The following is a 20,244-nucleotide window of genomic DNA, read 5'->3' as shown; positions in this document are numbered from 1 at the left end:
GGCTCCGGGAAGGGTGTCCGGACCCGGCTACCCGACGGGGCCGGGCCGCCGGGTTCGGGTCCGGAGTCCGGAGACCGCCACGGCCGACAGGGTGAGCAGCGTGCCGGCCAGTACCGGCAGACTCACCACCGGCTGGTCGGCCCGCAGCGTGTCCAGCAGAACCGCGCCACCGAGCTGGCCGGCGACGATCGCCAGTCCGGTACGGAACACGCCCACCGACCGTACGGCGAGCAGCAGCGTGACCACGATGCCCACCCCGAGCAGACCGCCGACGTAGAGGTGCCACTCGGTCGGCCAGTGCGCCGAGGGCAGCACGTCGAGTGCCCCCAGCCCGATGGCGGCGACGATCACGGCCGGTGTGCTGACCGCGAAGTTGATCGCCGTACCCGCCGCCGTGCTGCTGGCGGCGGAGACCCGGCCGTTGAGTGCCGCCTGTAGCGCGACGGCGACTCCCCCGAACACGGCCAGCAGCACCAGCCCGACGGCCAACTCGCCGACCGGGCGACCGGTCTGCGCCAGCGCCACCGCCCCGATTCCGAGTACGGCACCGGCCAGCCGGGGGCCGGTCAACGCCAGCCGGCCGGCCGGGGCCAGTCCCACCCGGTCGACGGTGAGCCCGCCCACGCTGTTGCCGGCGACCTGGGCGATGGTGAACACCGCCACCCCCAGCACCGGTACGACATAGGTCGCCACGATCACGATGGCCGCCCCGCCCAGCCCACCGAGGTACGCCCACCAGGGCAACCGGGAGTGGCGCAGGGCGGCCAACCCGGTACGCATCGACGGCAGCACCAGCAGGCCGAGCAGCACCAGCACGACGCCACCGAGGTTGTTGACGACGGCACCGATGGCCGCGTTGCCGACCCGCTCCCCCAGTTCGGCGTTGACGGCGCTCTGGGCGGCCGAGGCGACACCGCCCAGCGCGGCCAGGCCGAGCGCCGCCCAGGCGGGCAGCGCCTTCACCGTCGTACCTGACAAGTGGGCGGTTGCCGATCAGAGCCGAAGTTCACCGACCCAGCTTCGTGGTCGACCGGCGTGGATGTCTGTGACCAAGATCGCTCAGCGGCTGTCTGGACGGCCTGACCGGGCACCCGCCGAGAGGCTCAGTCGCCGAGGTACGCCAGCTCGATGATCTGGAAGTCGCAGGGCAGCGGACCCGGGTTGGCGAACGTGTGGTCCGCACCGGGGGCCAGGTAACGGACCCCGCCGTCGGGCGACGCGTCGACGGCCGGGGAGCCCTCCAGCGGGACGACCACCACCGGCAGCCGGCCGGCGGTCCAGGTCTGCTCGGTGCCCGGCGCCACGGTGAGCCGCCGGACGTGCACCTCGTCGATCTCCAGCACGCTCGTCGAGCCGGAAAGCTCGGAGGAAGTGCCCTCGCCCGTCCGGGCTGCCGCGTCCCCGCCTACCGGTGGCTGCCCGGAGGCCTCCTCACCCAGGTCGAGCAGTTCGATGAGCCGGTTCCGATACGTGGTGTCGCCGTAGTTGGTGAGCATGTGCACCGGGGAGACCGGCCGGTAGATGGCGCCACCCACCTCTTCCCGGATGAACCAGGGCGGGGTGCCGTCGAGCCAGTCCATCCGGCAGTCGGAGGTCCGCAGGCACAAGACCACGTACGGGTTGTGGTGCAGGTGCCAGGGCTGGGTTCCACCCGGCTGGAGGGTGACCTCCCAGACCCGTACCCGGGAGTTGACCAGCAGGATCCGCTGGCCGATCTCCCCCAGGACGATCTCGGTGCCGTCGGGGGACTGGACGATGGTGCCTGCGCTCATGAGGGGTTCCTGTCATCTGGCTCGACGATCTACCAGCTACCGCTGCTGTTGCACATTATGTGCAACAGCAGCGGTAGGAAACCCCGGCCGGGCCCTACAGCCGGCAGGCGTGGATGTCGGTGACCAGGATCGCCCGGGCGCCGAGGTCGTAGAGCTCGTCCATGATCCGGTGCACCTCGTCGCGGAGCACCATCGCCTGGACCGCGACCCAGCCGTTGCGGTGCAGGGACGAGACCGTCGGCGACTCGATACCCGGGGTCAGGGCACTGGCCTGCACCAGCAGGTCGACCGGCACGTTGTAGGCCAGCATCACGTAGCGGCGGGCCACCAGGACACCCTGGAGCCGGCGCAACAACTGGTCGGTCTGCGCACTGGCCGGGGCGCCCACCCGGCGGATCAGCACCGCCGACGAACGCAGGATCGGCTCACCGATGATCACCAGTCCGGCCTGACGCAGGGTGGCCCCGGTGGAGACCACGTCGGCGACGACATCAGCGACACCGAGGCGTACGGCATTCTCGACCGCGCCGTCGAGCCGGATCACATCCGCCTTCAGGCCCCGTTCGGCCAGGTAGCGCTCGACCACGCCGGGATAGGCGGTGGCGATCCGCTGTCCGCCCAGTTCGTCGACCGACGAGACGGTCTCCGGGCGGGCGGCGAACCGGAAGGTGGCGCCCCCGAAGTCGAGGTCGACCACCTCCTCGGCCGGGCTGCCCGCGTCGACGAGCAGGTCCCGACCGGTGATGCCGAGATCGAGGTCACCGGAGCCGACGTAGGTGGCGATGTCCCGGGGACGCAGGTAGAAGAATTCGACTCCGTTGGCCTCGTCCAGGCAGACCAGGTCCCGGCTGTCGGCGCGCTGACGGTAACCCGCCTCGCAGAGCATCTGGCTGGCCGGTCCGGACAGGGTGCCCTTGTTGGGGATGGCGATACGCAACATTCTCGGGTGCTCCTTCGAGTTCGATCGGAATCGGTCGGGGCACTCAGAGATGTCGGTAGACGTCCTCAAGGTCCAGACCGGTGGCCAGCATCAGCACCTGCGCCTGGTAGAGCAGCTGGGAGATCTCCTCGGCGGCCCGTTGCGGTCCCTCGTGCTCGGCCGCCATCCACGCCTCGGCGGCCTCCTCGACGACCTTCTTGCCGATCGCGTGCACACCGCGTTCCAACGCGGCCACGGTCGCCGAGCCCGGGGTGCCGGCAGCGGCCTTGGCCTGCAACTCGGCGAACAGCTCCTCGAACGTCTTCACGGAATCGGATTCTCGCAGCCGCGCCGCGTGACCCTCGCCCCCGGGGCACCCGGCAACCATCAGGTGGACGCCGGCGCCACTGTCGCCGTACCCGGCGTCGACCACGGGGTGGCCCGGCGGAGGTCAGCCCGGCCTCTCGATGATCCCTACCACAGGAGTCGGAATTCCTCGGGTACGGCCCTATGCTGTCGGCCATGGCCAGCCGCCCCTACATGCCAGTCGCGCTCGCGACCGTTGTCCTCGCCGCCCTCGCCGGCTGCGCTCCGCAGGAGGCAGACCCGGCCCCCACCAACCAGGCCCAGGCCGACTGCACGAAAGACAAGCTGCGTACCCTCACCGCCGGCAAACTGACCATCGGCACCGACGAGCCGGCGTACGAGCCCTGGTTCCGGGACAACAAGCCCGAGAACGGCGAGGGTTTCGAGTCCGCCGTGGCCTACGCCGTGGCGGAGAAACTCGGGTACGCCCGCAGCGACGTGGTGTGGACCCGGGTCAAGTTCGACAATGCCATCGCCCCCGGACCGAAGAGCTTCGACTTCGACATCAACCAGTTCTCCATCACCGACGAACGTAAGCAGGCCGCCGACTTCTCCGGCCCGTACTACCTGGTCCGTCAGACGGTCATCGCACTCAAGACCTCCAAGATCGCCGGCAAGGCGACGCTGGCCGACCTGAAGGACGCCAAGCTCGGCGCACAGGTGGGCACCACCAGCTACCAGGCGATCACCGATGTGATCAAGCCGAACACCAAGCCGCAGGTCTACAACAGCAACGACGACGCCAAGAAGGCGTTGCAGAACGGCCAGATCGACGGGCTCGTCGTCGACCTGCCCACCGCCTTCTACATCACCGGCGCGGAGATCACCGACGCCACCATCGTCGGCCAGGTTCCCCAGGTCGGCGTGCCCGAGGCGTTCGGCCTGCTGCTGGACAAGAACTCGCCGCTGACCGGCTGCGTCAGCAAGGCGGTCGACGACCTGCGGACCGCCGGCACGCTGGCCGAGTTGGAGAAGAAGTGGCTCGCCCAGGCGGCGGGCGCGGCCGAGCTGACGTGACCCTCGACCGGATCGGCACCCCGCCGGTCGGCAAGACGACGGACGGCTACCAGCCCTCCGAGACCCAGCGCCAGCGGATCGCCTACCGGCGACGGCAGACGATCCGCTCGGTGCTGGTCGCCGCCGCGTCCACCGCCGTGCTGGGTACCCTGCTCGTCGTCGCGGTCACCGGGGCACCGGGCTGGGACCGGGTCAAGCAGTCCTTCCTCGACCTGGACATCGCCCGGGACGCGTTGCCCGACGTGCTCGACGGTCTGTGGCTCAACGTACGGCTGCTGTTCTTCTGCGCCCTCGGCGCGCTGGCCCTCGGCCTGCTGATCGCGGTGCTGCGTACCCTGCGCGGCCCGGTGTTCTTCCCGGTACGGATGCTGGCCACCGGCTACACCTACACGTTCCGGGGCCTGCCGCTGATCATCGTGTTGTACGTGCTCACCCTCGGCGTACCCGGTCTGCGGTTGCAGGGCATGCCGTCGGTGCTGGTGCTCGGCGGACTGGCTCTGGTGATTACCTACAGCGGCTACCTGGCCGAGGTGTTCCGCGCCGGGATCGAGTCGATCCACCCGAGCCAGATCGCCGCCGCCCGGTCGTTGGGCCTGACCTACCGGCAGGCGATGCGGCACGTGGTGCTGCCGCAGGCGGTCCGTCGGGTCGCCCCGCCGCTGCTCAACGACGTGGTCGCGCTACAGAAGGACGTCGGGCTGGTCTCGCTGGCCGGCCCGATCGACGCGGTACGCGCCGCGCAGATCGCCACCGCCGAGACGTTCAACTACACCCCGTACATCCTGGCCGGGGTGCTCTTCGTACTGCTGGCCATTCCGCTGATCGCCATCACCGACTGGGTGACGCTGCGGGCCGCGCGCCGACAGGCGGGAAGGTGACATGTCACTGCTGACCTGCCGAGGACTACGCAAGACGTACGCCGGTGGGCACGTCGTCCTGGACAGCCTGGATCTGGACGTGGCCGAACACGAGGTGGTGGCGCTGATCGGGGCGTCCGGCTCGGGCAAGTCGACGCTGCTGCGCTGCGTCAACCTGCTGGAGGAGATCAGCGACGGCACCATCCACCTCGACGGCGAGCACATCACCGACCCGAAGGTCGACCCCGATCGGGTACGCCAGCGCATCGGCATGGTGTTCCAGTCGTACAACCTGTTTCCGCACCTGAGCGTGCTGGAGAACATCACCCTGGCACCCCGGCGGGTGCACCGGCGGGCCCGGGCCGACGCCGAGGCGCAGGCGCTGGAGCTGCTCGACCGGGTGGGGTTGGCCGACAAGGCCCGCGCCTATCCGGACCGGCTCTCCGGCGGACAGCAGCAGCGGGTGGCGATCGTCCGGTCGCTGGTCAACTCCCCTCGGCTGCTGCTGCTCGACGAGGTCACCTCCGCGCTGGACCCGGAACTGGTCGGCGAGGTGCTGACGATGATCCGGGACCTGAAGTCCGAGGGCATGACCATGGTGCTGGCCACCCACGAGATGGGGTTCGCCCGGGACGTTGCCGACCGGATCTGTTTCCTCGACGGCGGCCGGGTGATCGAGCAGGGGCCACCGGAGCAGGTGCTGGGTGAGCCGATCGAGCCACGTACCCGGCAGTTCCTGCACCGCATCATCGAAGCCGGCCGGCTCTAGCGCCGGATCGTCCTGAGTGCTGGCTGGCCTGGGCGACGACCTGAGACGTACCACCCGGGTGGCGGCCGGTAGGAACGGGTCCGTCCAGCCTGTCGAGCTGGACGCACAGACGGGGCAGCCGCAGCGCCATCAACGGCCAGGACCCATCCGAGGTCGTCGTTAGGTGACGGGAGCACAGACGGGGCAGCCGCAGCGCCATCAACGGCCAGGACCCATCCGAGGTCGTCGTTAGGTGACGGAGCACAGACGGGGCAGCCGCAGCGCCATCAACGGCCAGGACCCATCCGAGGTCGTCGTTAGGTGACGGGAGCACAGACGGGGCAGCTCGACAGGTCCGCAGCAGGGCTTCCCGGACCAGCCTTCCCGGGCACCTCCGCCACGCCCGTGTACGGATCTGACGGGTCGTGGCGGATCTGGAAAGACAGCCGACGCACGGGTGGGGCTCCGGACAACCACCCGGAGCCCCCAGGTTCGTGAGCTGCCAGTCAGCGCAGGGTGGCCGCGCCAGCGTTGGCGTACTGCTCGTCGAGGTCGCCCGAGGGCGCGCCACCGACTCCGATGGCCCCGATGGCCTGACCGCCGACGGTCACCGGCACTCCCCCGGCCAGGAACAGGGTCCCCGGGATGTCCCGCAGGGTGGCGCCCTGCCCGTCGACCCGGCCCGCGAGCGCCGAGGTCGCCTGGCCGAAGGAGACCGCCGTGAACGCCTTGCGCTTGGCGGACTCCGCCGTCTGCGGGCCCGCGCCGTCGCCCTTGAGCTGTACCTGGACGTTGCCGGACCGGTCGAGGATCACGACGGTCACCCGGTGCCCGCCCTTTTCGGCCGCCTTGATCGTCGCCTCGGCCGCCTTCAGCGCCGCGTCGATGTCGAGGGACGGGTTGTCGACCAGGTCGTTCTTCTTGACCGCTACGGCAGCCAACGCGACCGTCGGCTCGGCGGCGCTGGCGCTGCCGGAGGTGGCGGCGGTGACGGTGACACCGGTGACGGCGGCCACCCCCAGGGCACCGGCAACCACACCGAGGGTTACCCGGCGGCGGGCTCTACTGATCATCAGCACTGCTCCTTCGATCGAGATCCAGTCGAGGTGACGTCCCCAGCCTGGTCGCGAACACCGGTACGGGCATGGCGCGCGAGATCCATCCGCGATACATCAGATGGTTGATTTGCCTACCTCGGATCTGCCGTACGCTGGATTTGTCAAGATCAGCTAACTGTGCGTGAGGGAGGTGAGTGGTGGTGCCAGGCGAGAACCGGCTGCGCTCGACGATGCGGTGGGGGTTCCTGCTCCTGCTGACCGCCGCCGCTTCCCGCTACGTCGCGTACCACGGCTGGGGCGGCTCGACCACCGGAGTGCTGGTGCTGGCCGGGGTGCTGCTGGCCGCGTACGCCATGAACGAGCTGGGGCGTTCCGCCCCCGGCGCACGCTTCGCGGTGGTCGTCGTCGCGTTCCTCGCGTTGGTGATCGTGGCACCGAGCTTCGCCTGGTGTGCGATCCCCCTGTTCTTCGTCGGGCTGCACCAGCTCCCCCGACGCGCGGTCTGGCCATTGGTCGGCCTGCTGACCGCCGCCGTCGTGATCGCCCAGATCCGGCTGGCCGACCGGCTCGAACCCAGCCTCGTACTCGGACCGGTCGGCCTGGCCGCCATCACCACCGTCGTCTTCCTCGAACTGGACCGGCAGAACCGGGCCCGGCAACACGCGCTCGACGACCTCCTGGCCGCTCGCGACGAACTGGACCGCAGTCAGCGTGAGGCCAGGGCGCTGGCGGAACGGGCCCGACTCTCCCGGGAGATCCACGACACCCTCGCCCAGGGCCTGTCGAGCATGAACCTGCTCCTCCAGGCGGCCGACCGGGAGTGGGACGACAAGCCAGAGCAGGCCCGTGGACATGTACGCCAGGCCACGGCGACCGCCCGGGAGAACCTGGCCGAGGCCCGCCGTTTCGTACGCGGCCTGGCCTCGCCCGCGCTCGACAACGCCTCGTTGACCGATGCCCTACGGCGACTGTGTACGGCGACCGAGCGGGACACCGGCACCCCGGTCCGACTCACCGTGGCCGGCACGGTCACGCCGCTCGGGGTCGACAACGAGATCGCCCTGCTGCGGGTGGCCCAGGGTGCCCTGGCCAACGTCCGCAGCCACGCGCACGCGCGCCACGCCGCAGTGACGCTCACCTACGGCGACCAGGAGGTGATGCTCGACGTGTACGACGACGGGGCGGGTTTCGACCCGGCCGCCACCAGCGGATTCGGACTGACCGGCATCCGGGAACGGATAGCTCACCTCGGCGGCACGGTCACCGTCGAAAGCGCCCCCGGTGAGGGCACCGCACTGGCCGTCAGCCTTCCGCTGAGGGAGGCACGATGACGAGCCCGCTACGGCTGATCCTGGTCGACGACCATCCGGTGGTCCGCGCCGGCCTGCGCGCCCTGCTCGGCGGCCGACCCGACATGACCGTGGTCGCCGAGGCGGCCACCGCCGCCGACGCCGTACGGCAGGCCGCCGCCCTGCGCCCCGACGTGGTGCTGATGGACCTGCAACTCGGTGACGGGGTCGACGGTGTCGCCGCCACCGCGCACCTGCTCGACCTGCCGGACCCGCCCCGCGTCCTGGTGCTGACCACGTACGACACCGAAGAGGACATCATGCGGGCGGTCGAGGCCGGCGCGACCGGCTACCTGCTCAAGGACTGCCCACCCGAGGAGATCTTCCGTGCCGTGCACTCCGCCGCCGCCGGACAGACCGTCCTGTCCCCACCGGTCGCCGCCCGGTTGATGGACCGGATGCGCGGTCCGCAGCCCACCCTCAGCACCCGTGAGGTGGAGATCCTCGGTCTGTTGGCCCGGGGCCATTCCAACAGGGAGATCAGCCGACTGCTCTTCATCAGCGAGGCCACGGTCAAGACCCACCTGGTCCACATCTACGCCAAGCTCGGCGTCGACTCGCGTACCGCGGCCGTGCATGCCGCCGTCGAACGGAAGCTGATCCGGCTGTGAAGCGCCGCACCCTGCTCACCCTTGCCCTCACCACCCTGCTCACCCTTGCCCTCACCGTCGCCGTGACCGGCGGCTGCGCCCGGCCGGACCCGACCCCATCACCCCGGGAGGACCGTATGACCAGCACCGCCGACCAGCAACTACTCGCCGCGGCCAGCACCGGTGACGCGACCGGGGTACGCACCGCACTGGCCGCCGGCGCCGATCTTGAGGCCCGCGACGCGCGACGGCGTACGGCGCTGCTGCTGGCCGCCGCGAACGACCAGGTCGAGGCAGCCCGGGTCCTGGTCGAGGCGGGAGCGGACCCGGACGCGCTCGACGACCAGCACGACACCCCGTGGCTGGTGACCGGTGTGACCGGCAGCGTGGCGATGCTCGAGGTCCTGCTGCCCGCCGAGCCGGACCTGACGATCGTGAACCGCTACGGCGGCATCTCGATCATTCCGGCCAGCGAGCGGGGCCACGTCGACTACGTACGGCGGGTCGTCCGTACGGGCATCAACGTGAACCACGTCAACAACCTCGGTTGGACCGCGCTGCTGGAGTGCGTGCTGCTCGGCGACGGGAGCGGGGCGTACCAGCAGATCGCCGAGATCCTCGTGGCCGCCGGCGCCCGGGTCCACCTGCCGGACCGGGAGGGCGTCGACGCGTTGGAGCACGCGCGTCGACGCGGCTACGACGAGATCGTCACCATCCTGTCCCGCTGACCGGCGACGGTCGGCACTGCGGGAACCCGGTGGGTGGCGGCCCACCCCGCGGCCCCCCCACCGGCGCGGTGGTGTGGTTGGCGGTCACGCCGTGGCGGCGTGGGTGGCCGCCTGCCAGGCGGCGAATCCGCCGAGCAGGTCTGACACGTCGGGCCGACCGGTGGCCCGCAGGAGGCTGGCCGCGACCGAGGAGCGGTAGCCGCCGGCGCAGTGGGTGACGATCGGCCGGTCGGTGGGTACCTCGTCGAGGCGACGGGGCAGTTCGGCGAGGGGAATGTGCAGCGATCCCTCGATGGCGCCCTGCTCGCGTTCGCCGATGTTGCGTACGTCGAGGACGGTCGGCGGTTCGGGCTGGTCGAGTGCCTGGCGCAGTTCGGTGGCGGTGAGCCGGCTGGCCCGGGTCAGCTCACTGATCATGTCGAGGAACGTGTGCTCCGGATCGCGGAGGTATCCGGTGACGTTGTCGAAGCCGATGCGGGCGAGTCGTACGACGATCTCCTCTTCACGGTCCTGCGGGGCCACGACGAGGATCGCGCGGTCGGGTGCGACGACGCTACCGGCGGTTTCGGCGAAGCGGCCGTCCGCGGGGATGTTGATGGCGTCGCGGAGGTGGCCGGTGGCGAATTCGTGCGGGTCGCGCGTGTCGATCACGACGGCACCGGATGTGCGGGCGGCGAGGAACTCGGCGGGGTCGAGCGGCCGGGCTGCCCGGGCGTGGTCGAACAGTTCCCGGGCCTTGCGGTTGAGCACCGCGTCGTAGGAGAAGTAGCCGGGTGCCGATGGTTGTCCGCCGGTGACCAGGGCGAGGAACTGCTCCTGGCTCATCGGGGCGCAGGCGTAGTTGGTGCGACGCTGTTCGCCGATCGTGGACTGCCGCTCGGTGGACAGGTTCTTGCCGCAGGCCGAGCCGGCACCGTGGGCGGGGAAGACCCGGACCTCGTCGGGCAGGCCCATGAGCTTGTGCTGCACGCTGTCGTACAGCATCCGGCCCAACTCGTCGGCGGTGACGCCGAAGGAGGCCAGCAGGTCGGGCCGGCCCACATCGCCGATGAACAGCGCGTCTCCGGTCATCACTCCGTACGGAACGGTGTCGTCGGCGTGCTCGTAGACCAGGACGCTGATGGATTCCGGGGTGTGGCCCGGGGTTTCCATGATCTCCAGGGTGACGTCGCCGAGCGGGATCCGCTCGCCGTCGGCGAGCTTGCGGATCGGGTATTCGGTCTCGGCGGCCTGCCCGTAGCCGATCCAGGCTCCGGTCGCGGCGGCCACCTCCAGGTGACCGGCGAGGAAGTCGGCGTGGAAGTGCGTGTTGATTACGCCTTCGATGCTCAGTCCACGGGCTCGGGCGTCAGTGAGGTACTCGGTGATGTCGCGGCGCGGATCGACCAGCACGGCACGCTTCGTGGTGTCGTCGGCGATCAGGTACGACGCCTGGGACAGGCAGTCCAGGTAGTACTGGGTGAACAGCATTGTTACTCCCCTAGCTATCGGTGTTGGTCAGTGAAATCTAGCATCACATACCCCCGGGGGTATGCGTAAGGCCTAAAGTCCCGAGTTGCGGTCCGGACTGTTCGGGCGCACTCAGGTGCGGCTGCCCCGGGTCACGGGGTGGCCGGCACGGGCCCAGGCTGCGGTGCCGCCGGCGACCGAACGGGCGTCGAACCCGGCCCGTTCCAGCAGTTCGGCGGCCACCCGACTGCGGTTGCCACTGGCACAGATCGCGTAGACCGTACGGTGGCGCGGCAGGCTCCCGAGGCTCGCCGGCAGTTGGGCCAGCGGCACGCAGTGGGCACCGGGGACGTGACCCTCGGCGTACTCGACGGGCTCCCGTACATCGATCACCGTCGCCCCGTTCGCGTGGGCGACGGCGAAGGCGGCAATGTCGACCTCTCGCACGTCTTCCTCCTCGATCTTTATACCCCCCGGGGTATCCGTTGATGGCGACGATAGCGTGCCGTCGCCGGTTGCCGCCACCCACGCCAGGTGGACCACCGCCCCTTCGGCGAGTGGCACCACAATACCCCTGGGGGTATGCTGGCAATCGCCATCCCAGCGAGAAGCGGAGGTCAGCATGGCCAGCGTGGCCCTGACGCAGGACAACTTCGAGCAGATCGTGACCGACAACGGGATCGTGCTGGTGGACTTCTGGGCCGCCTGGTGCAGCCCGTGTCGCCGCTTCAGCCCGGTCTTCGAGCAGGCCAGCGAGAAGCACGCCGACGTCGTGTTCGGCAAGGTGGACACGGAGGCAGAGCCCGGACTGGCCGCTGCGGCGCGGATCGCCTCGATTCCGACCCTGATGGCGTTTCGGGACGGATTGCTGGTCTTCTCGCAGCCCGGCGCACTCGCACCGGCCGGACTCGAGCAGGTGATCCAGGCGGTACGCGACCTGGACATGGCCAAGGTGCGGGCAGTGATCGAGGGACAGCCGCCGAGTCGATGAGCAACCCGGAACCCCGGCGCGAACCGCGCGGGATTACCGGGGCACCCTCGCAACGTTGACGCACATACCCCCTCGGGTATCCAGGGGCAATCAGGTGGAGGTGTGGAGATGAAGCTTCGTCCCGAGATGACCGCTGAGGCACTGGTTCGGCTCAAGCGGGCACGTGGGCAGCTCAATGCCGTGATCGAGATGATGGAGACCGGCCAGGACTGCCAGACGGCGCTGACCCAACTCGCTGCGGCGTCGAAGGCGATCGACCGCGCCGGCTACAAGATCATCGCCTCGGGCCTGCGGCACTGCAGCACCGCCCGCGACCGTGGCGAGCAGCCGGAGATGACCGAAGAGGAACTGGAGAAGCTGTTCCTGGCCCTGGCCTGAGCCACCCCGGCTCCGGGTCGCGCTGACGCGCGCCCCCGGGGAGACCCTGACCAACGGGGAGAGAGCACAGATGAACGACACCCATCACGATGTCCCGGGAAACCTATCCGGGGGGACCCACGGGTACGGCTCGGAGCCTCGACGGTGACCGCGACCGGCACCGCGCTGCGGTTGGGCCTGCGCGCGAACATCGCCCAGTTCACCCTCCTCGTCGCGGTCAACGCGCTGGTCGGTGGGCTACTGGGCACCGAACGTACGGTGCTGCCGCTGCTCGGCGAGCAGGAGTTCGACCTGAGTGCCTACACCGCGGCGCTGACCTACATCCTGGCCTTCGGCGCGACCAAGGCGGCGGTCAACTTCGTCGCCGGCACCCTGTCCGACCGGTTCGGCCGCAAACCGGTGCTCATCGCCGGCTGGCTGTTCGCGCTGCCCGTACCGCTCATGCTCATCTGGGCCCCCAGTTGGGGCTGGGTGATCGCGGCCAACGTGTTGCTCGGCGTCAACCAGGGGCTTGCCTGGTCCACCACGGTCATCATGAAGATCGACCTTGTCGGACCCCACCGTCGGGGCCTCGCGATGGGTCTCAACGAGGCTGCCGGCTACCTCGCGGTCGCCACCACCGCCATGGCGACGGGTGCACTCGCCACGGAATTCGGACTGCGCCCGGCCCCGTTCCTGCTCGGAGCGGCCTACATCGCGGTCGGACTGGGCCTGTCGTTGTTCTTCGTCCAGGAAACTCGCGGGCATGCCCGGCACGAGGCCACCCTCGACGGAGCTGTCGACAGTGGCCACTCCGGATCCCTGTCCACCTGGCGGATCGCGGGTCTGGTCAGTTGGCGGGAACCCGCCCTCTCCTCGGCCAGCCAGGTCGGTATGGTCAACAACCTCAACGACGGTCTGGCCTGGGGGCTGTTTCCGCTGCTCTTCGCCGCCGCCGGCCTGTCGTTGCCCCAGATCGGCGTGCTGGTCGCCCTGTATCCCGCGATCTGGGGTCTCGGTCAGGTCCTGACCGGTCCCCTGTCCGACCACATCGGCCGGAAACCGCTCATCGTCTCCGGCATGCTCACCCAGGCCGTCGCGCTCGGCCTGGTCGCCACCGCCGACACCTTTCCGGCGTGGGCCGCAGCAACGGTGCTGCTCGGCGCCGGTACCGCCATGGTCTATCCCACCCTGCTCGCGACCATCGGCGACGTCGCGCACCCGTCCTGGCGGGCCCGTGCGGTGGGGGTGTACCGGCTGTGGCGTGACGGCGGGTTCGCCGCCGGAGCGGTGTTCGCCGGCGTGATCGCCGACCTGACGAGCATCCGTGGTGCCACGTGGGCGGTGGCCGCCCTCACGGCAGCCTCCGGCCTGCTCGCCGCCAGGCGGATGTACGAAACCCGCCCCGGTGGGTGACTCGCGAGGTCGTCGACAACGACGTCGAGGATGGGCGGATCTGCCGGCGGCATGCCGGCACGATGATCCCAGCGGGGTGCAGGCCCCCCGCTAAGCCAGCGACAGGAACAACTTCTCCATCTGTTCCAGGTTGGCCTTCTGGTCCTCACCGGGAGCACCGGTGACACACTGCTGGAGACCGCTAGCAATGATCTTGAACCCGGCCCGGTCCAGTGCTCTGGACACCGCCGCGAGCTGGGTCACCACCTCGGCACAGTCTCGGCCGGTTTCCAGCATTCCGATGACGCCACGGATCTGACCTTCGGCACGGCGGAGCCGTTTGATCACGTCGCCGACCGCATCCTCGTCGACCTGCATTGCCTGCCCCTCCTTGATGTTCAAGCGTCAACGATACACCCGGAGGGGTATACAACCGGCACATGGTATGATCATCACTTCTCGCATACCCCCGGGGGTATGTTAGGATTCAGTCAGCCGGCCGGCAACGACGTCGCACGACGCGCCGCCGCGCCCGGCGAAGCCCGAGCCGACCGCCCAGTTCCGTCGCCCCCCGAACCCCGTGGGTCACCCGCAAACAGCGGATGACCCACGGGTCACCGGTCGACGGCCCGCTCGAAGACAGGCGACCCCGTCGACCATTCGCACCCGGTTGCCACCGGACGAACATCCGGGCAGCGCGGGGCCACAGGGTACGCGGGGCCGCAGGGCACCGAGGTTTGCAAATGTCCGTTCATTCGCACATACTCGATTTGGTTACCCCCGGGGGTATACGCCGGGGGCCGCTAGAGAGGGGAAGGACCACCGTGGAACTCGTGTCATTCCGCACTCCAGGGCTAGGCGACCAGACATACCTGCTGACCCACGAGGGAAAAGGTGTCCTGGTCGACCCACAGCGGGACATCGACCGCTTCCTGCACGCCGCCGCCGAGCGCGACGTGGAGCTGCGGTTCGTGCTGGAAACCCACCTGCACAACGACTACGTCTCCGGTGGAGAACAGGCCGCGTTGCGTACCGGCGCTGAGCTGGTGCTGCCCGCAGCAGCGGCTGCGGCCTACCCGCACACCGCAGCGTTCCACCTCGAGGACATCAAGGCCAACGACGGGCTGACGATCCGCCCGATCCACACCCCCGGGCACACCCCTGAGCACACCAGCTACCTGGTGCTCATCGACGGCGAGCCGGTGGCCGTGTTCTCCGGCGGCAGCCTGCTGGTCGCCTCGGCCGGTCGGCCGGACCTGCTGGGCCCGGCCCGTGCCCGGACGCTGGCGAAGCTCCAGCACGGTTCGCTGCACCGCCTCGCCGGACTGCCCAGTTCCGTCGCCCTCTATCCGACACACGGCGAGGGCTCGTTCTGCACCGCCACCGGCGCCGGACGCTATACCTCCACCATCGGCGAGGAACTCGCCAGCAACCCGCTGCTGAACGTCGGCGACGTGGAGCAGTTCGCCGACCGGCTACTTGCCGCGCCGATGCCCATTCCGGCGTTCTACCAGTACATGGGGCCGGCGAACACGCTGGGTGTGCCACCGATGCCAGCGCTGACCGTACCCGAGCTCGACCTGGCGGACCTGGCCGATCAGCCCGAGGGCACGCAGGTGCTCGACGTCCGCCCCCGAGCCGCGCAGGCCGCCGGTTTCCTACTCGGTTCCGTCGGGATCGAGGTGGCCATCGACTTCGGCAGTTGGGCGGGCTGGCTGCTGCCGTACCAGACCACCACCGTGCTCGTGGCCGAGCCCGGCCAGGACGTCACCGAGCCGATCACCCAGCTGGCGCAGATCGGCATCGACAGCGTGCGCGGTGTCGTCCGGGACCTGGGCGAGGCAGCCACCGAACGGTTCGAACTCGTCGACGTGGCCACCTTCGTCCACCGACTGGCCGACCCCGCTGCCCAGGTGCTCGACGTACGGATGCCGAGCGAACGCGCGGTCGTACGGCTGGACGGAGCGGTGGAACGTTTCCTGCCCGACCTGATCACCGAGGGCGTACCCACCGAGATCGACGCCGGGCGGCCGGTGCTGGTCGCCTGCGGCAGCGGTCGACGCGCCGCAATCGCCGCCACCCTACTGGCCCGCGAGGGGTACCAGCCCGTCGTCCTGACCGGTGCCGGTGTCGCCGACGTGGTCGCCGCCCGCGCCTCCTGACCATCTCCCGCATTCCCGGCGGGGCGACTCTGCTGCCCCGCCGGCCCACCACCCAACAATTGACCGGAGTATTACGTGAGCACCAAGAACGCTTCGTCTTCCATCGATGTCGCCACCGCCCGTGCCCTGCTGGCCAACAACTCTGAGGTCCTGGTCGTCGACGTGCGTACGCCAGGCGAGTTCGAAACCGCGCACGTGGCTGGTTCGATCAACCTGCCGCTGGACCAGGTCGATGCACACCTGGGACGGATCGTGAATGCCGCTGGCGGCCGGGTGCTGCTGATGTGCCAGTCCGGCAACCGCGCCACCCAGGCCTGCACCAAGTTGGTGAACGCCGGGATGGTCGACGCCACCGTGATCTCCGGCGGCATGAACTCCTGGATCGCCGCCGGCGGTCCGGTCGAGCGCGGCCGTCAGCGGTGGAGCCTCGAACGCCAGGTCCGACTGGTCGCGGGAGGCATCGTCCTGCTGTCCGTGATCGCCAGCATCTGGCTACCGCCGGTACGGTTCGTGGCCGGTTTCATCGGGGCCGGGCTGACCTTCGCCGCGCTGACCAACACCTGCGCCATGGGTGCCCTGCTGTCCAAGCTGCCGTACAACCGGGGGGCGGGTTGTGACGTCAACTCCTCCATCTCCCGGATGCAGGACACCAGGAGACGGGCATGAGCTATGTCCAACAGGACCGCTCGGGCATAGCCCGGGCGGTCCCCCTGTTCGGGTGGCTGCGCAACTACAACCGCGAGACCCTGCGCCACGATCTGATCGCCGGCCTGACCGTGGCGGTGATGCTGGTGCCACAGAGCATGGCCTACGCCACGCTCGCCGGCATGCCGCCGGTCACCGGACTGTACGCCTCGATCGTGCCGCTGCTGGTGTACGCGCTGCTGGGTACCTCCGGGGCGCTCGCCGTCGGACCGGTGGCCATCACCGCGCTCATGAGCAGCGCGGCGCTGGCCCCCCTCGCCGACGGCGACCCCGGCCGGTACGCGGCGCTGGCCGGTCTGCTCGCGCTGCTGGTCGGCGCGATCCAGGCACTGATGGGCGTGTTGCGCCTCGGGGTGCTGGTCAACTTCATGTCCCACTCGGTCCTGTCCGGATTCACCTCCGCAGCCGCGATCGTCATCGCCGCCAGCCAGATCAAGGACCTGTTCGGGCTCAACGCGACGCGGGCGGAGACCTTCCCGGAGACCGCCGCCTCGGTCTGGGAGTCGGCCACCACCGCCCACGGGCTGACCATCCTGATCTCGGCGGTCAGCGTCGCCGGACTGGTGCTGCTACGGCGCTACCTGCCGAAACTTCCCGGCGCGCTGCTTGTCGTCGCCGGGGTCACCACGGTCAGCGCCGCACTGTCCTTCGGCGAGCGCGGAGTCAAGATCCTCACCGACATTCCGGGAGGAATTCCCGCGCCCGCACTGCCGGCACTCTCCGGACAGGACATCCAGGCTCTGTTGCCCACGGCCGTGGGCATCGCGCTGGTGGCGTACATGGAGGGCATCGCCGTGGCGAAGTCCCTCGCGGCCAAGTCCCGCCAGCAGGTCAGTGCCAACCAGGAACTGGTCGCGGTCGGAGCGGCCAACATATCGGCCGGGCTGTTCCAGGCGTTCCCGGTCGCCGGCGGTTTCTCCCGCAGCGCGGTCAACTTCTCTGCGGGCGCCCGTACGCCGGTGGCCAGTGTGCTGACGGCGGCGATGGTGGCCCTCGCCACCCTCGCGTTGACACCCGCCTTCTACCACCTGCCCAAGGCCGTGCTCGCGGCGATCGTGGTCGTCGCCGTGCTTGGCCTGGTCGACCGCAAGGGAGCGGTGACCACCTGGCGGGCCCGTCGGTCCGACGGTCTGACCCTGGGACTGACCTTCCTGGTCACGCTGCTGTTCGGGGTCGAGCCGGGCCTCGTCGCCGGCGTGGTCTTCAGCCTCGGCATCTTCGTGTGGCGCTCGTCCCGGCCACACACCGCCGAACTCGGCAGGGTGCCGGGCAGCGACACGTACCGCAACGTCGACCGGTACGCCGGCCTGCACACCGATCCACGATTCGCCGTCATCCGACTGGACGGCCCCCTCTACTTCGCCAACGCCCAGGTCCTCGAGGAGCGGCTGATGGGACTGGCCGAGCAGCGGGAGGGGCTGACGGCCATCGTGCTCGACGCCAGCGCGATCAGCGACATCGACGCGGACGGAGCCCACGTCCTGACGGAGCTGGGTGAGCACCTCGGTGCCCGTGGTGTGGCCCTGCATCTGGCCACGGTTCGCGGCCCGGTACGCGACCTGCTCCATCGCGCCGGGGTGTGGCAACCCCTGCACGAGAAGGGCCGGGTACACCGCGACATCGCTGCCGCGCTCGCCACCAGCGGGCTCGAACCATCCAGCCCACTGGGCCGTGGTGCGTCCGAACCCGCTCCACCCGTTCTCGAGGGGGTGCTGTGATCATGCCCGACCGATTCGCAACGATGCTCACCTGCATCGACGGCCGTATCCAGCAGCCGCTCACCGAGTGGGCCAGGAAGCACCTCGATGTCGAATACCTCGACACGATCACCGAGCCCGGACCGGAGGCCGTGTTGACCACGGCCGACGAGCGGTGGCTGGAGGGGGTACTGGAGAAGGTGGAGGTCTCCCAGCGGGCCCACGAAAGCGGCACGCTGGTCGTCGCCGCCCACTCCGACTGTGCCGGCAACCCCGTCTCCGACGACGAGCACCGCCAGCAGCTTCGTCAGGGCCTGACCCGGCTGGCCACCCGGCTTCCCGGCACCAGGATCCTCGCCGTACACGCTGGCCGGTGTGGCGACCGGTGCTGGGATCCGGAACTCGTGGCCGAGGTGACGCCGACCGGTCGTACACCTTCCGCGCTGTGAGGGTGAAGGGAAGGACCCCTTCCTGTCGGTTCTTGTGCAGGAAGGGGTCCTTTTCGCCCCACCGTCGACGGTGACGTCGATGTCGGTTGTCAGCTCAGAGCTTCGAGAGCGGGTGCCCCATCCGGGGACAGGCGGAGCATCCGAAGGTCACCGGTGAGCTGGTCGAAGACCATCGTCAGCACCTTGCCGCTCGGTGCTGACGCCCCCTGCGGCCGGGGCGCGCTGGTGGCCGTGAAGTCACCCGACATCTGGACCACGGTGACGGCCCGCTCCTCGGGCAGGTCGGTTTGCAGGGTGGCGGCGACGTCGGCGCCACGGGCGGTCACCGAACGCACCTGCGTCGGGTTGGTGACCCCGTACGACGTGGCGATCCGCTGTGCCCTGGCCAGCGGGTCGGTGGCCGACTGGCGACCGGTCGGTCCGGCCTGGGCGCCGGTGAGCGAGATCGTGTTGCACAGCGCCCGCATGTGGGTGGGGTTGGTCTGCCACAGCGTGTAGCAGGGCCAGCCGCTGGGGTTGGCGGCCGGTGCCGGCCAGCCGGTGGCGGACCATCCGTTGGTCCAGACCCCGCCGGTCGCGGTCCGGTACTTCAGGTTGCTGCCCGCCATGATCGACTGTACGTCGTCCCGGGTGTACTCGTTGCCGACCTCCAGGAAGTTGGTGCTGGTCGGGGCGTTCAGCCAGGTGGTCAACGCGGCACCGTCGAGGGTCCAACTCCACGTGCCGGAGGCTCCCTCCTCGGCACGGAGCACGACCGAGGTGTTCAGGGGCGCGCTGCCGAGGCAACGGAACTCGAAGCCGATGGCTGGATAACTGGCGGCACTGAAATAGTTGACCCCTCCGCAGTAGGTGTCCACGCCGTGGATGACTCCCGCCTCGACCCAGGAGATCGGCGAACCGTCGAAGCCGATCCACACCTCCGAGGTTTCGAAGTGCGGTCCGGGGCCGACGATGTCCATGACGTACGCGCCGAGTTCGACCTCTGCCCCGGACACGTCATCGTGATACCACCGCAGCGTGGCGTAACAGTGGCTTTCCCAGGAACACGGGTCGAGCGATTCCGACGATGCCGAGGCGGGCACCGTCGCCGCTTGTCCGACGAGCAACGCGACCAATGCGCTGGTCACGAGCCCGAGCCGGTGGAGACGTGACATTGTCACCCTTCCGTTGAATGACAGGGACGGACCCGAGCCGAGCGCCTACCGGATCCGAATCAGCCCCAGCATTACATTGAATTGTGACAATGTCTCGATGAAAACTTTTCTCAGCCGGACCATCGGTGACAGTACGGCCACGCAATGGTCGTCGAGGGGCATGGATGCTCGTCGCCGACAAACCTCGTACCAGCACGCACCAATGCCTTCTCCGGTTGACCGAGATGGTCGGGCAGGTTTTCAACTACCAGCACCCGAGTTGCCCGATCACCGCCGCCAGTCGGTGAAGGCGCGGCTCAGGTCGAGCGGTCGACACGCCCGGACGCTGGACGGCACGACACTCAGCACTCTGGACGTACGCCGATCGGCGGCGGGAGCAACCGGTACGCTCCCGCACCTGATCCGGGTCGCGTGCTGTCTAGACGAGTAGCTCCGAAGTCAGAGGTCGATGTTCGGGCATGGGGAGGGCGTCCAGGATCGT

22 protein-coding genes are annotated in these 20,244 nt (G+C 69.5%); 13 read left to right on the top strand and 9 right to left on the bottom strand.

Features of this window, described 5'->3' with window-relative positions; translation table 11 throughout:
- Nucleotides 1-27: 27 nt before the first annotated feature.
- From ACFQ4H_RS16705 to ACFQ4H_RS16690, 4 genes are all read right to left on the bottom strand, one after another.
- Nucleotides 28-963 carry a DMT family transporter gene (locus ACFQ4H_RS16705; protein WP_377571889.1) on the bottom strand — a complete coding sequence of 312 codons (936 nt, stop codon included), beginning with the start codon at nucleotides 961-963 and terminating at the stop codon, nucleotides 28-30.
- A 140-nt stretch (nucleotides 964-1,103) separates the two neighbouring features.
- The gene (locus ACFQ4H_RS16700) at nucleotides 1,104-1,772 is read right to left on the bottom strand and encodes a cupin domain-containing protein (RefSeq protein ID WP_377571888.1); all 669 of its coding nucleotides are present in this window, start codon (nucleotides 1,770-1,772) and stop codon (nucleotides 1,104-1,106) included.
- 94 nt (nucleotides 1,773-1,866) lie between these two features.
- Nucleotides 1,867-2,712 carry an ATP phosphoribosyltransferase gene (gene hisG / locus ACFQ4H_RS16695; RefSeq protein ID WP_377571887.1) on the bottom strand — a complete coding sequence of 282 codons (846 nt, stop codon included), beginning with the start codon at nucleotides 2,710-2,712 and terminating at the stop codon, nucleotides 1,867-1,869.
- A gap of 43 nt (nucleotides 2,713-2,755) precedes the next feature.
- Nucleotides 2,756-3,019 (bottom strand): phosphoribosyl-ATP diphosphatase, encoded by a 264-nt coding sequence (locus ACFQ4H_RS16690; RefSeq protein WP_449289022.1) that lies wholly within the window; start codon nucleotides 3,017-3,019, stop codon nucleotides 2,756-2,758.
- Between the two features lie 194 nt (nucleotides 3,020-3,213).
- Between ACFQ4H_RS16690 and ACFQ4H_RS16685 the strand changes: the two genes are divergently transcribed.
- The 3 genes from ACFQ4H_RS16685 (at nucleotide 3,214) to ACFQ4H_RS16675 (ending at nucleotide 5,700) form a co-directional block, all read left to right on the top strand.
- Nucleotides 3,214-4,074, top strand: a complete 861-nt coding sequence (locus ACFQ4H_RS16685) for an ABC transporter substrate-binding protein (protein ID WP_377571886.1) — start codon at nucleotides 3,214-3,216, stop codon at nucleotides 4,072-4,074.
- 77 nt (nucleotides 4,075-4,151) lie between these two features.
- Nucleotides 4,152-4,952 carry an amino acid ABC transporter permease gene (locus ACFQ4H_RS16680; RefSeq protein ID WP_377571910.1) on the top strand — a complete coding sequence of 267 codons (801 nt, stop codon included), beginning with the start codon at nucleotides 4,152-4,154 and terminating at the stop codon, nucleotides 4,950-4,952.
- Nucleotide 4,953: 1 nt separating this feature from the next.
- Nucleotides 4,954-5,700 (top strand): amino acid ABC transporter ATP-binding protein, encoded by a 747-nt coding sequence (locus tag ACFQ4H_RS16675; RefSeq protein ID WP_377571885.1) that lies wholly within the window; start codon nucleotides 4,954-4,956, stop codon nucleotides 5,698-5,700.
- Between the two features lie 485 nt (nucleotides 5,701-6,185).
- Here ACFQ4H_RS16675 and ACFQ4H_RS16670 read toward each other — a convergent pair whose 3' ends face one another.
- On the bottom strand, nucleotides 6,186-6,752 hold the full coding sequence (locus tag ACFQ4H_RS16670) for a GlcG/HbpS family heme-binding protein (RefSeq protein WP_377571884.1): 567 nt from the start codon (nucleotides 6,750-6,752) through the stop codon (nucleotides 6,186-6,188).
- Nucleotides 6,753-6,937: 185 nt separating this feature from the next.
- Between ACFQ4H_RS16670 and ACFQ4H_RS16665 the strand changes: the two genes are divergently transcribed.
- The 3 genes from ACFQ4H_RS16665 to ACFQ4H_RS16655 are packed head-to-tail and all read left to right on the top strand — an operon-like array spanning nucleotide 6,938 to nucleotide 9,404.
- Nucleotides 6,938-8,068: a sensor histidine kinase gene (locus ACFQ4H_RS16665; protein WP_377571883.1), complete on the top strand. Its 1,131-nt coding sequence runs from the start codon at nucleotides 6,938-6,940 to the stop codon at nucleotides 8,066-8,068.
- A complete protein-coding gene (locus ACFQ4H_RS16660; RefSeq protein ID WP_377571882.1) occupies nucleotides 8,065-8,697 on the top strand; it encodes a response regulator in 633 nt (210 codons plus the stop codon). The genes ACFQ4H_RS16665 and ACFQ4H_RS16660 overlap by 4 nt, the downstream gene beginning before the upstream one ends.
- On the top strand, nucleotides 8,694-9,404 hold the full coding sequence (locus tag ACFQ4H_RS16655) for an ankyrin repeat domain-containing protein (protein ID WP_377571881.1): 711 nt from the start codon (nucleotides 8,694-8,696) through the stop codon (nucleotides 9,402-9,404). Before ACFQ4H_RS16660 ends, ACFQ4H_RS16655 begins: the two co-directional genes overlap by 4 nt.
- 84 nt (nucleotides 9,405-9,488) lie before the next feature.
- On the opposite strand, the gene ACFQ4H_RS16650 is transcribed toward ACFQ4H_RS16655, so the two are convergent.
- Together ACFQ4H_RS16650 and ACFQ4H_RS16645 are read right to left on the bottom strand one after the other, a co-directional pair.
- Nucleotides 9,489-10,874, bottom strand: coding sequence for a rhodanese-like domain-containing protein (locus ACFQ4H_RS16650; protein ID WP_377571880.1), 1,386 nt, complete (start codon nucleotides 10,872-10,874; stop codon nucleotides 9,489-9,491).
- A 111-nt stretch (nucleotides 10,875-10,985) separates the two neighbouring features.
- Nucleotides 10,986-11,300, bottom strand: a complete 315-nt coding sequence (locus ACFQ4H_RS16645; protein WP_377571879.1) for a rhodanese-like domain-containing protein — start codon at nucleotides 11,298-11,300, stop codon at nucleotides 10,986-10,988.
- 175 nt (nucleotides 11,301-11,475) lie between these two features.
- Here ACFQ4H_RS16645 and trxA point away from each other — a divergent pair, with 175 nt between their 5' ends.
- The 3 genes from trxA to ACFQ4H_RS16630 all read left to right on the top strand — a co-directional run bounded on the left by trxA (nucleotide 11,476) and on the right by ACFQ4H_RS16630 (nucleotide 13,617).
- Entirely contained in the window at nucleotides 11,476-11,844 is a 369-nt protein-coding gene (gene trxA, locus ACFQ4H_RS16640) for a thioredoxin (protein ID WP_377571878.1), read from the top strand.
- 108 nt (nucleotides 11,845-11,952) lie between these two features.
- Nucleotides 11,953-12,222, top strand: a complete 270-nt coding sequence (locus ACFQ4H_RS16635; protein WP_377571877.1) for a metal-sensitive transcriptional regulator — start codon at nucleotides 11,953-11,955, stop codon at nucleotides 12,220-12,222.
- Nucleotides 12,223-12,366: 144 nt separating this feature from the next.
- A complete protein-coding gene (locus ACFQ4H_RS16630) occupies nucleotides 12,367-13,617 on the top strand; it encodes an MFS transporter (RefSeq protein ID WP_377571876.1) in 1,251 nt (416 codons plus the stop codon).
- 90 nt (nucleotides 13,618-13,707) lie between these two features.
- On the opposite strand, the gene ACFQ4H_RS16625 is transcribed toward ACFQ4H_RS16630, so the two are convergent.
- Nucleotides 13,708-13,974 carry a metal-sensitive transcriptional regulator gene (locus tag ACFQ4H_RS16625; RefSeq protein ID WP_377571909.1) on the bottom strand — a complete coding sequence of 89 codons (267 nt, stop codon included), beginning with the start codon at nucleotides 13,972-13,974 and terminating at the stop codon, nucleotides 13,708-13,710.
- A gap of 455 nt (nucleotides 13,975-14,429) precedes the next feature.
- Between ACFQ4H_RS16625 and ACFQ4H_RS16620 the strand changes: the two genes are divergently transcribed.
- From ACFQ4H_RS16620 to ACFQ4H_RS16605, 4 genes are all read left to right on the top strand, one after another.
- Nucleotides 14,430-15,758, top strand: a complete 1,329-nt coding sequence (locus ACFQ4H_RS16620; RefSeq protein WP_377571875.1) for a rhodanese-like domain-containing protein — start codon at nucleotides 14,430-14,432, stop codon at nucleotides 15,756-15,758.
- Between the two features lie 75 nt (nucleotides 15,759-15,833).
- Nucleotides 15,834-16,424, top strand: coding sequence for a rhodanese-like domain-containing protein (locus ACFQ4H_RS16615; protein WP_377571874.1), 591 nt, complete (start codon nucleotides 15,834-15,836; stop codon nucleotides 16,422-16,424).
- The gene (locus ACFQ4H_RS16610; RefSeq protein ID WP_377571873.1) at nucleotides 16,421-18,181 is read left to right on the top strand and encodes a SulP family inorganic anion transporter; all 1,761 of its coding nucleotides are present in this window, start codon (nucleotides 16,421-16,423) and stop codon (nucleotides 18,179-18,181) included. The genes ACFQ4H_RS16615 and ACFQ4H_RS16610 overlap by 4 nt, the downstream gene beginning before the upstream one ends.
- Nucleotides 18,182-18,183: 2 nt before the next feature.
- On the top strand, nucleotides 18,184-18,609 hold the full coding sequence (locus tag ACFQ4H_RS16605) for a carbonic anhydrase (RefSeq protein WP_377571872.1): 426 nt from the start codon (nucleotides 18,184-18,186) through the stop codon (nucleotides 18,607-18,609).
- Nucleotides 18,610-18,698: 89 nt separating this feature from the next.
- On the opposite strand, the gene ACFQ4H_RS16600 is transcribed toward ACFQ4H_RS16605, so the two are convergent.
- Nucleotides 18,699-19,736 (bottom strand): hypothetical protein, encoded by a 1,038-nt coding sequence (locus ACFQ4H_RS16600; RefSeq protein WP_377571871.1) that lies wholly within the window; start codon nucleotides 19,734-19,736, stop codon nucleotides 18,699-18,701.
- Nucleotides 19,737-20,244: the final 508 nt, after the last annotated feature.

It is taken from the genome of Micromonospora sonneratiae (genome assembly GCF_042679305.1).
Classification (GTDB): Bacteria; Actinomycetota; Actinomycetes; order Mycobacteriales; family Micromonosporaceae; genus Micromonospora_H; species Micromonospora_H sonneratiae.
Note: the sequence above shows the minus strand (reverse complement) of the source record. Positions and strands in the feature narration are given on the sequence as shown.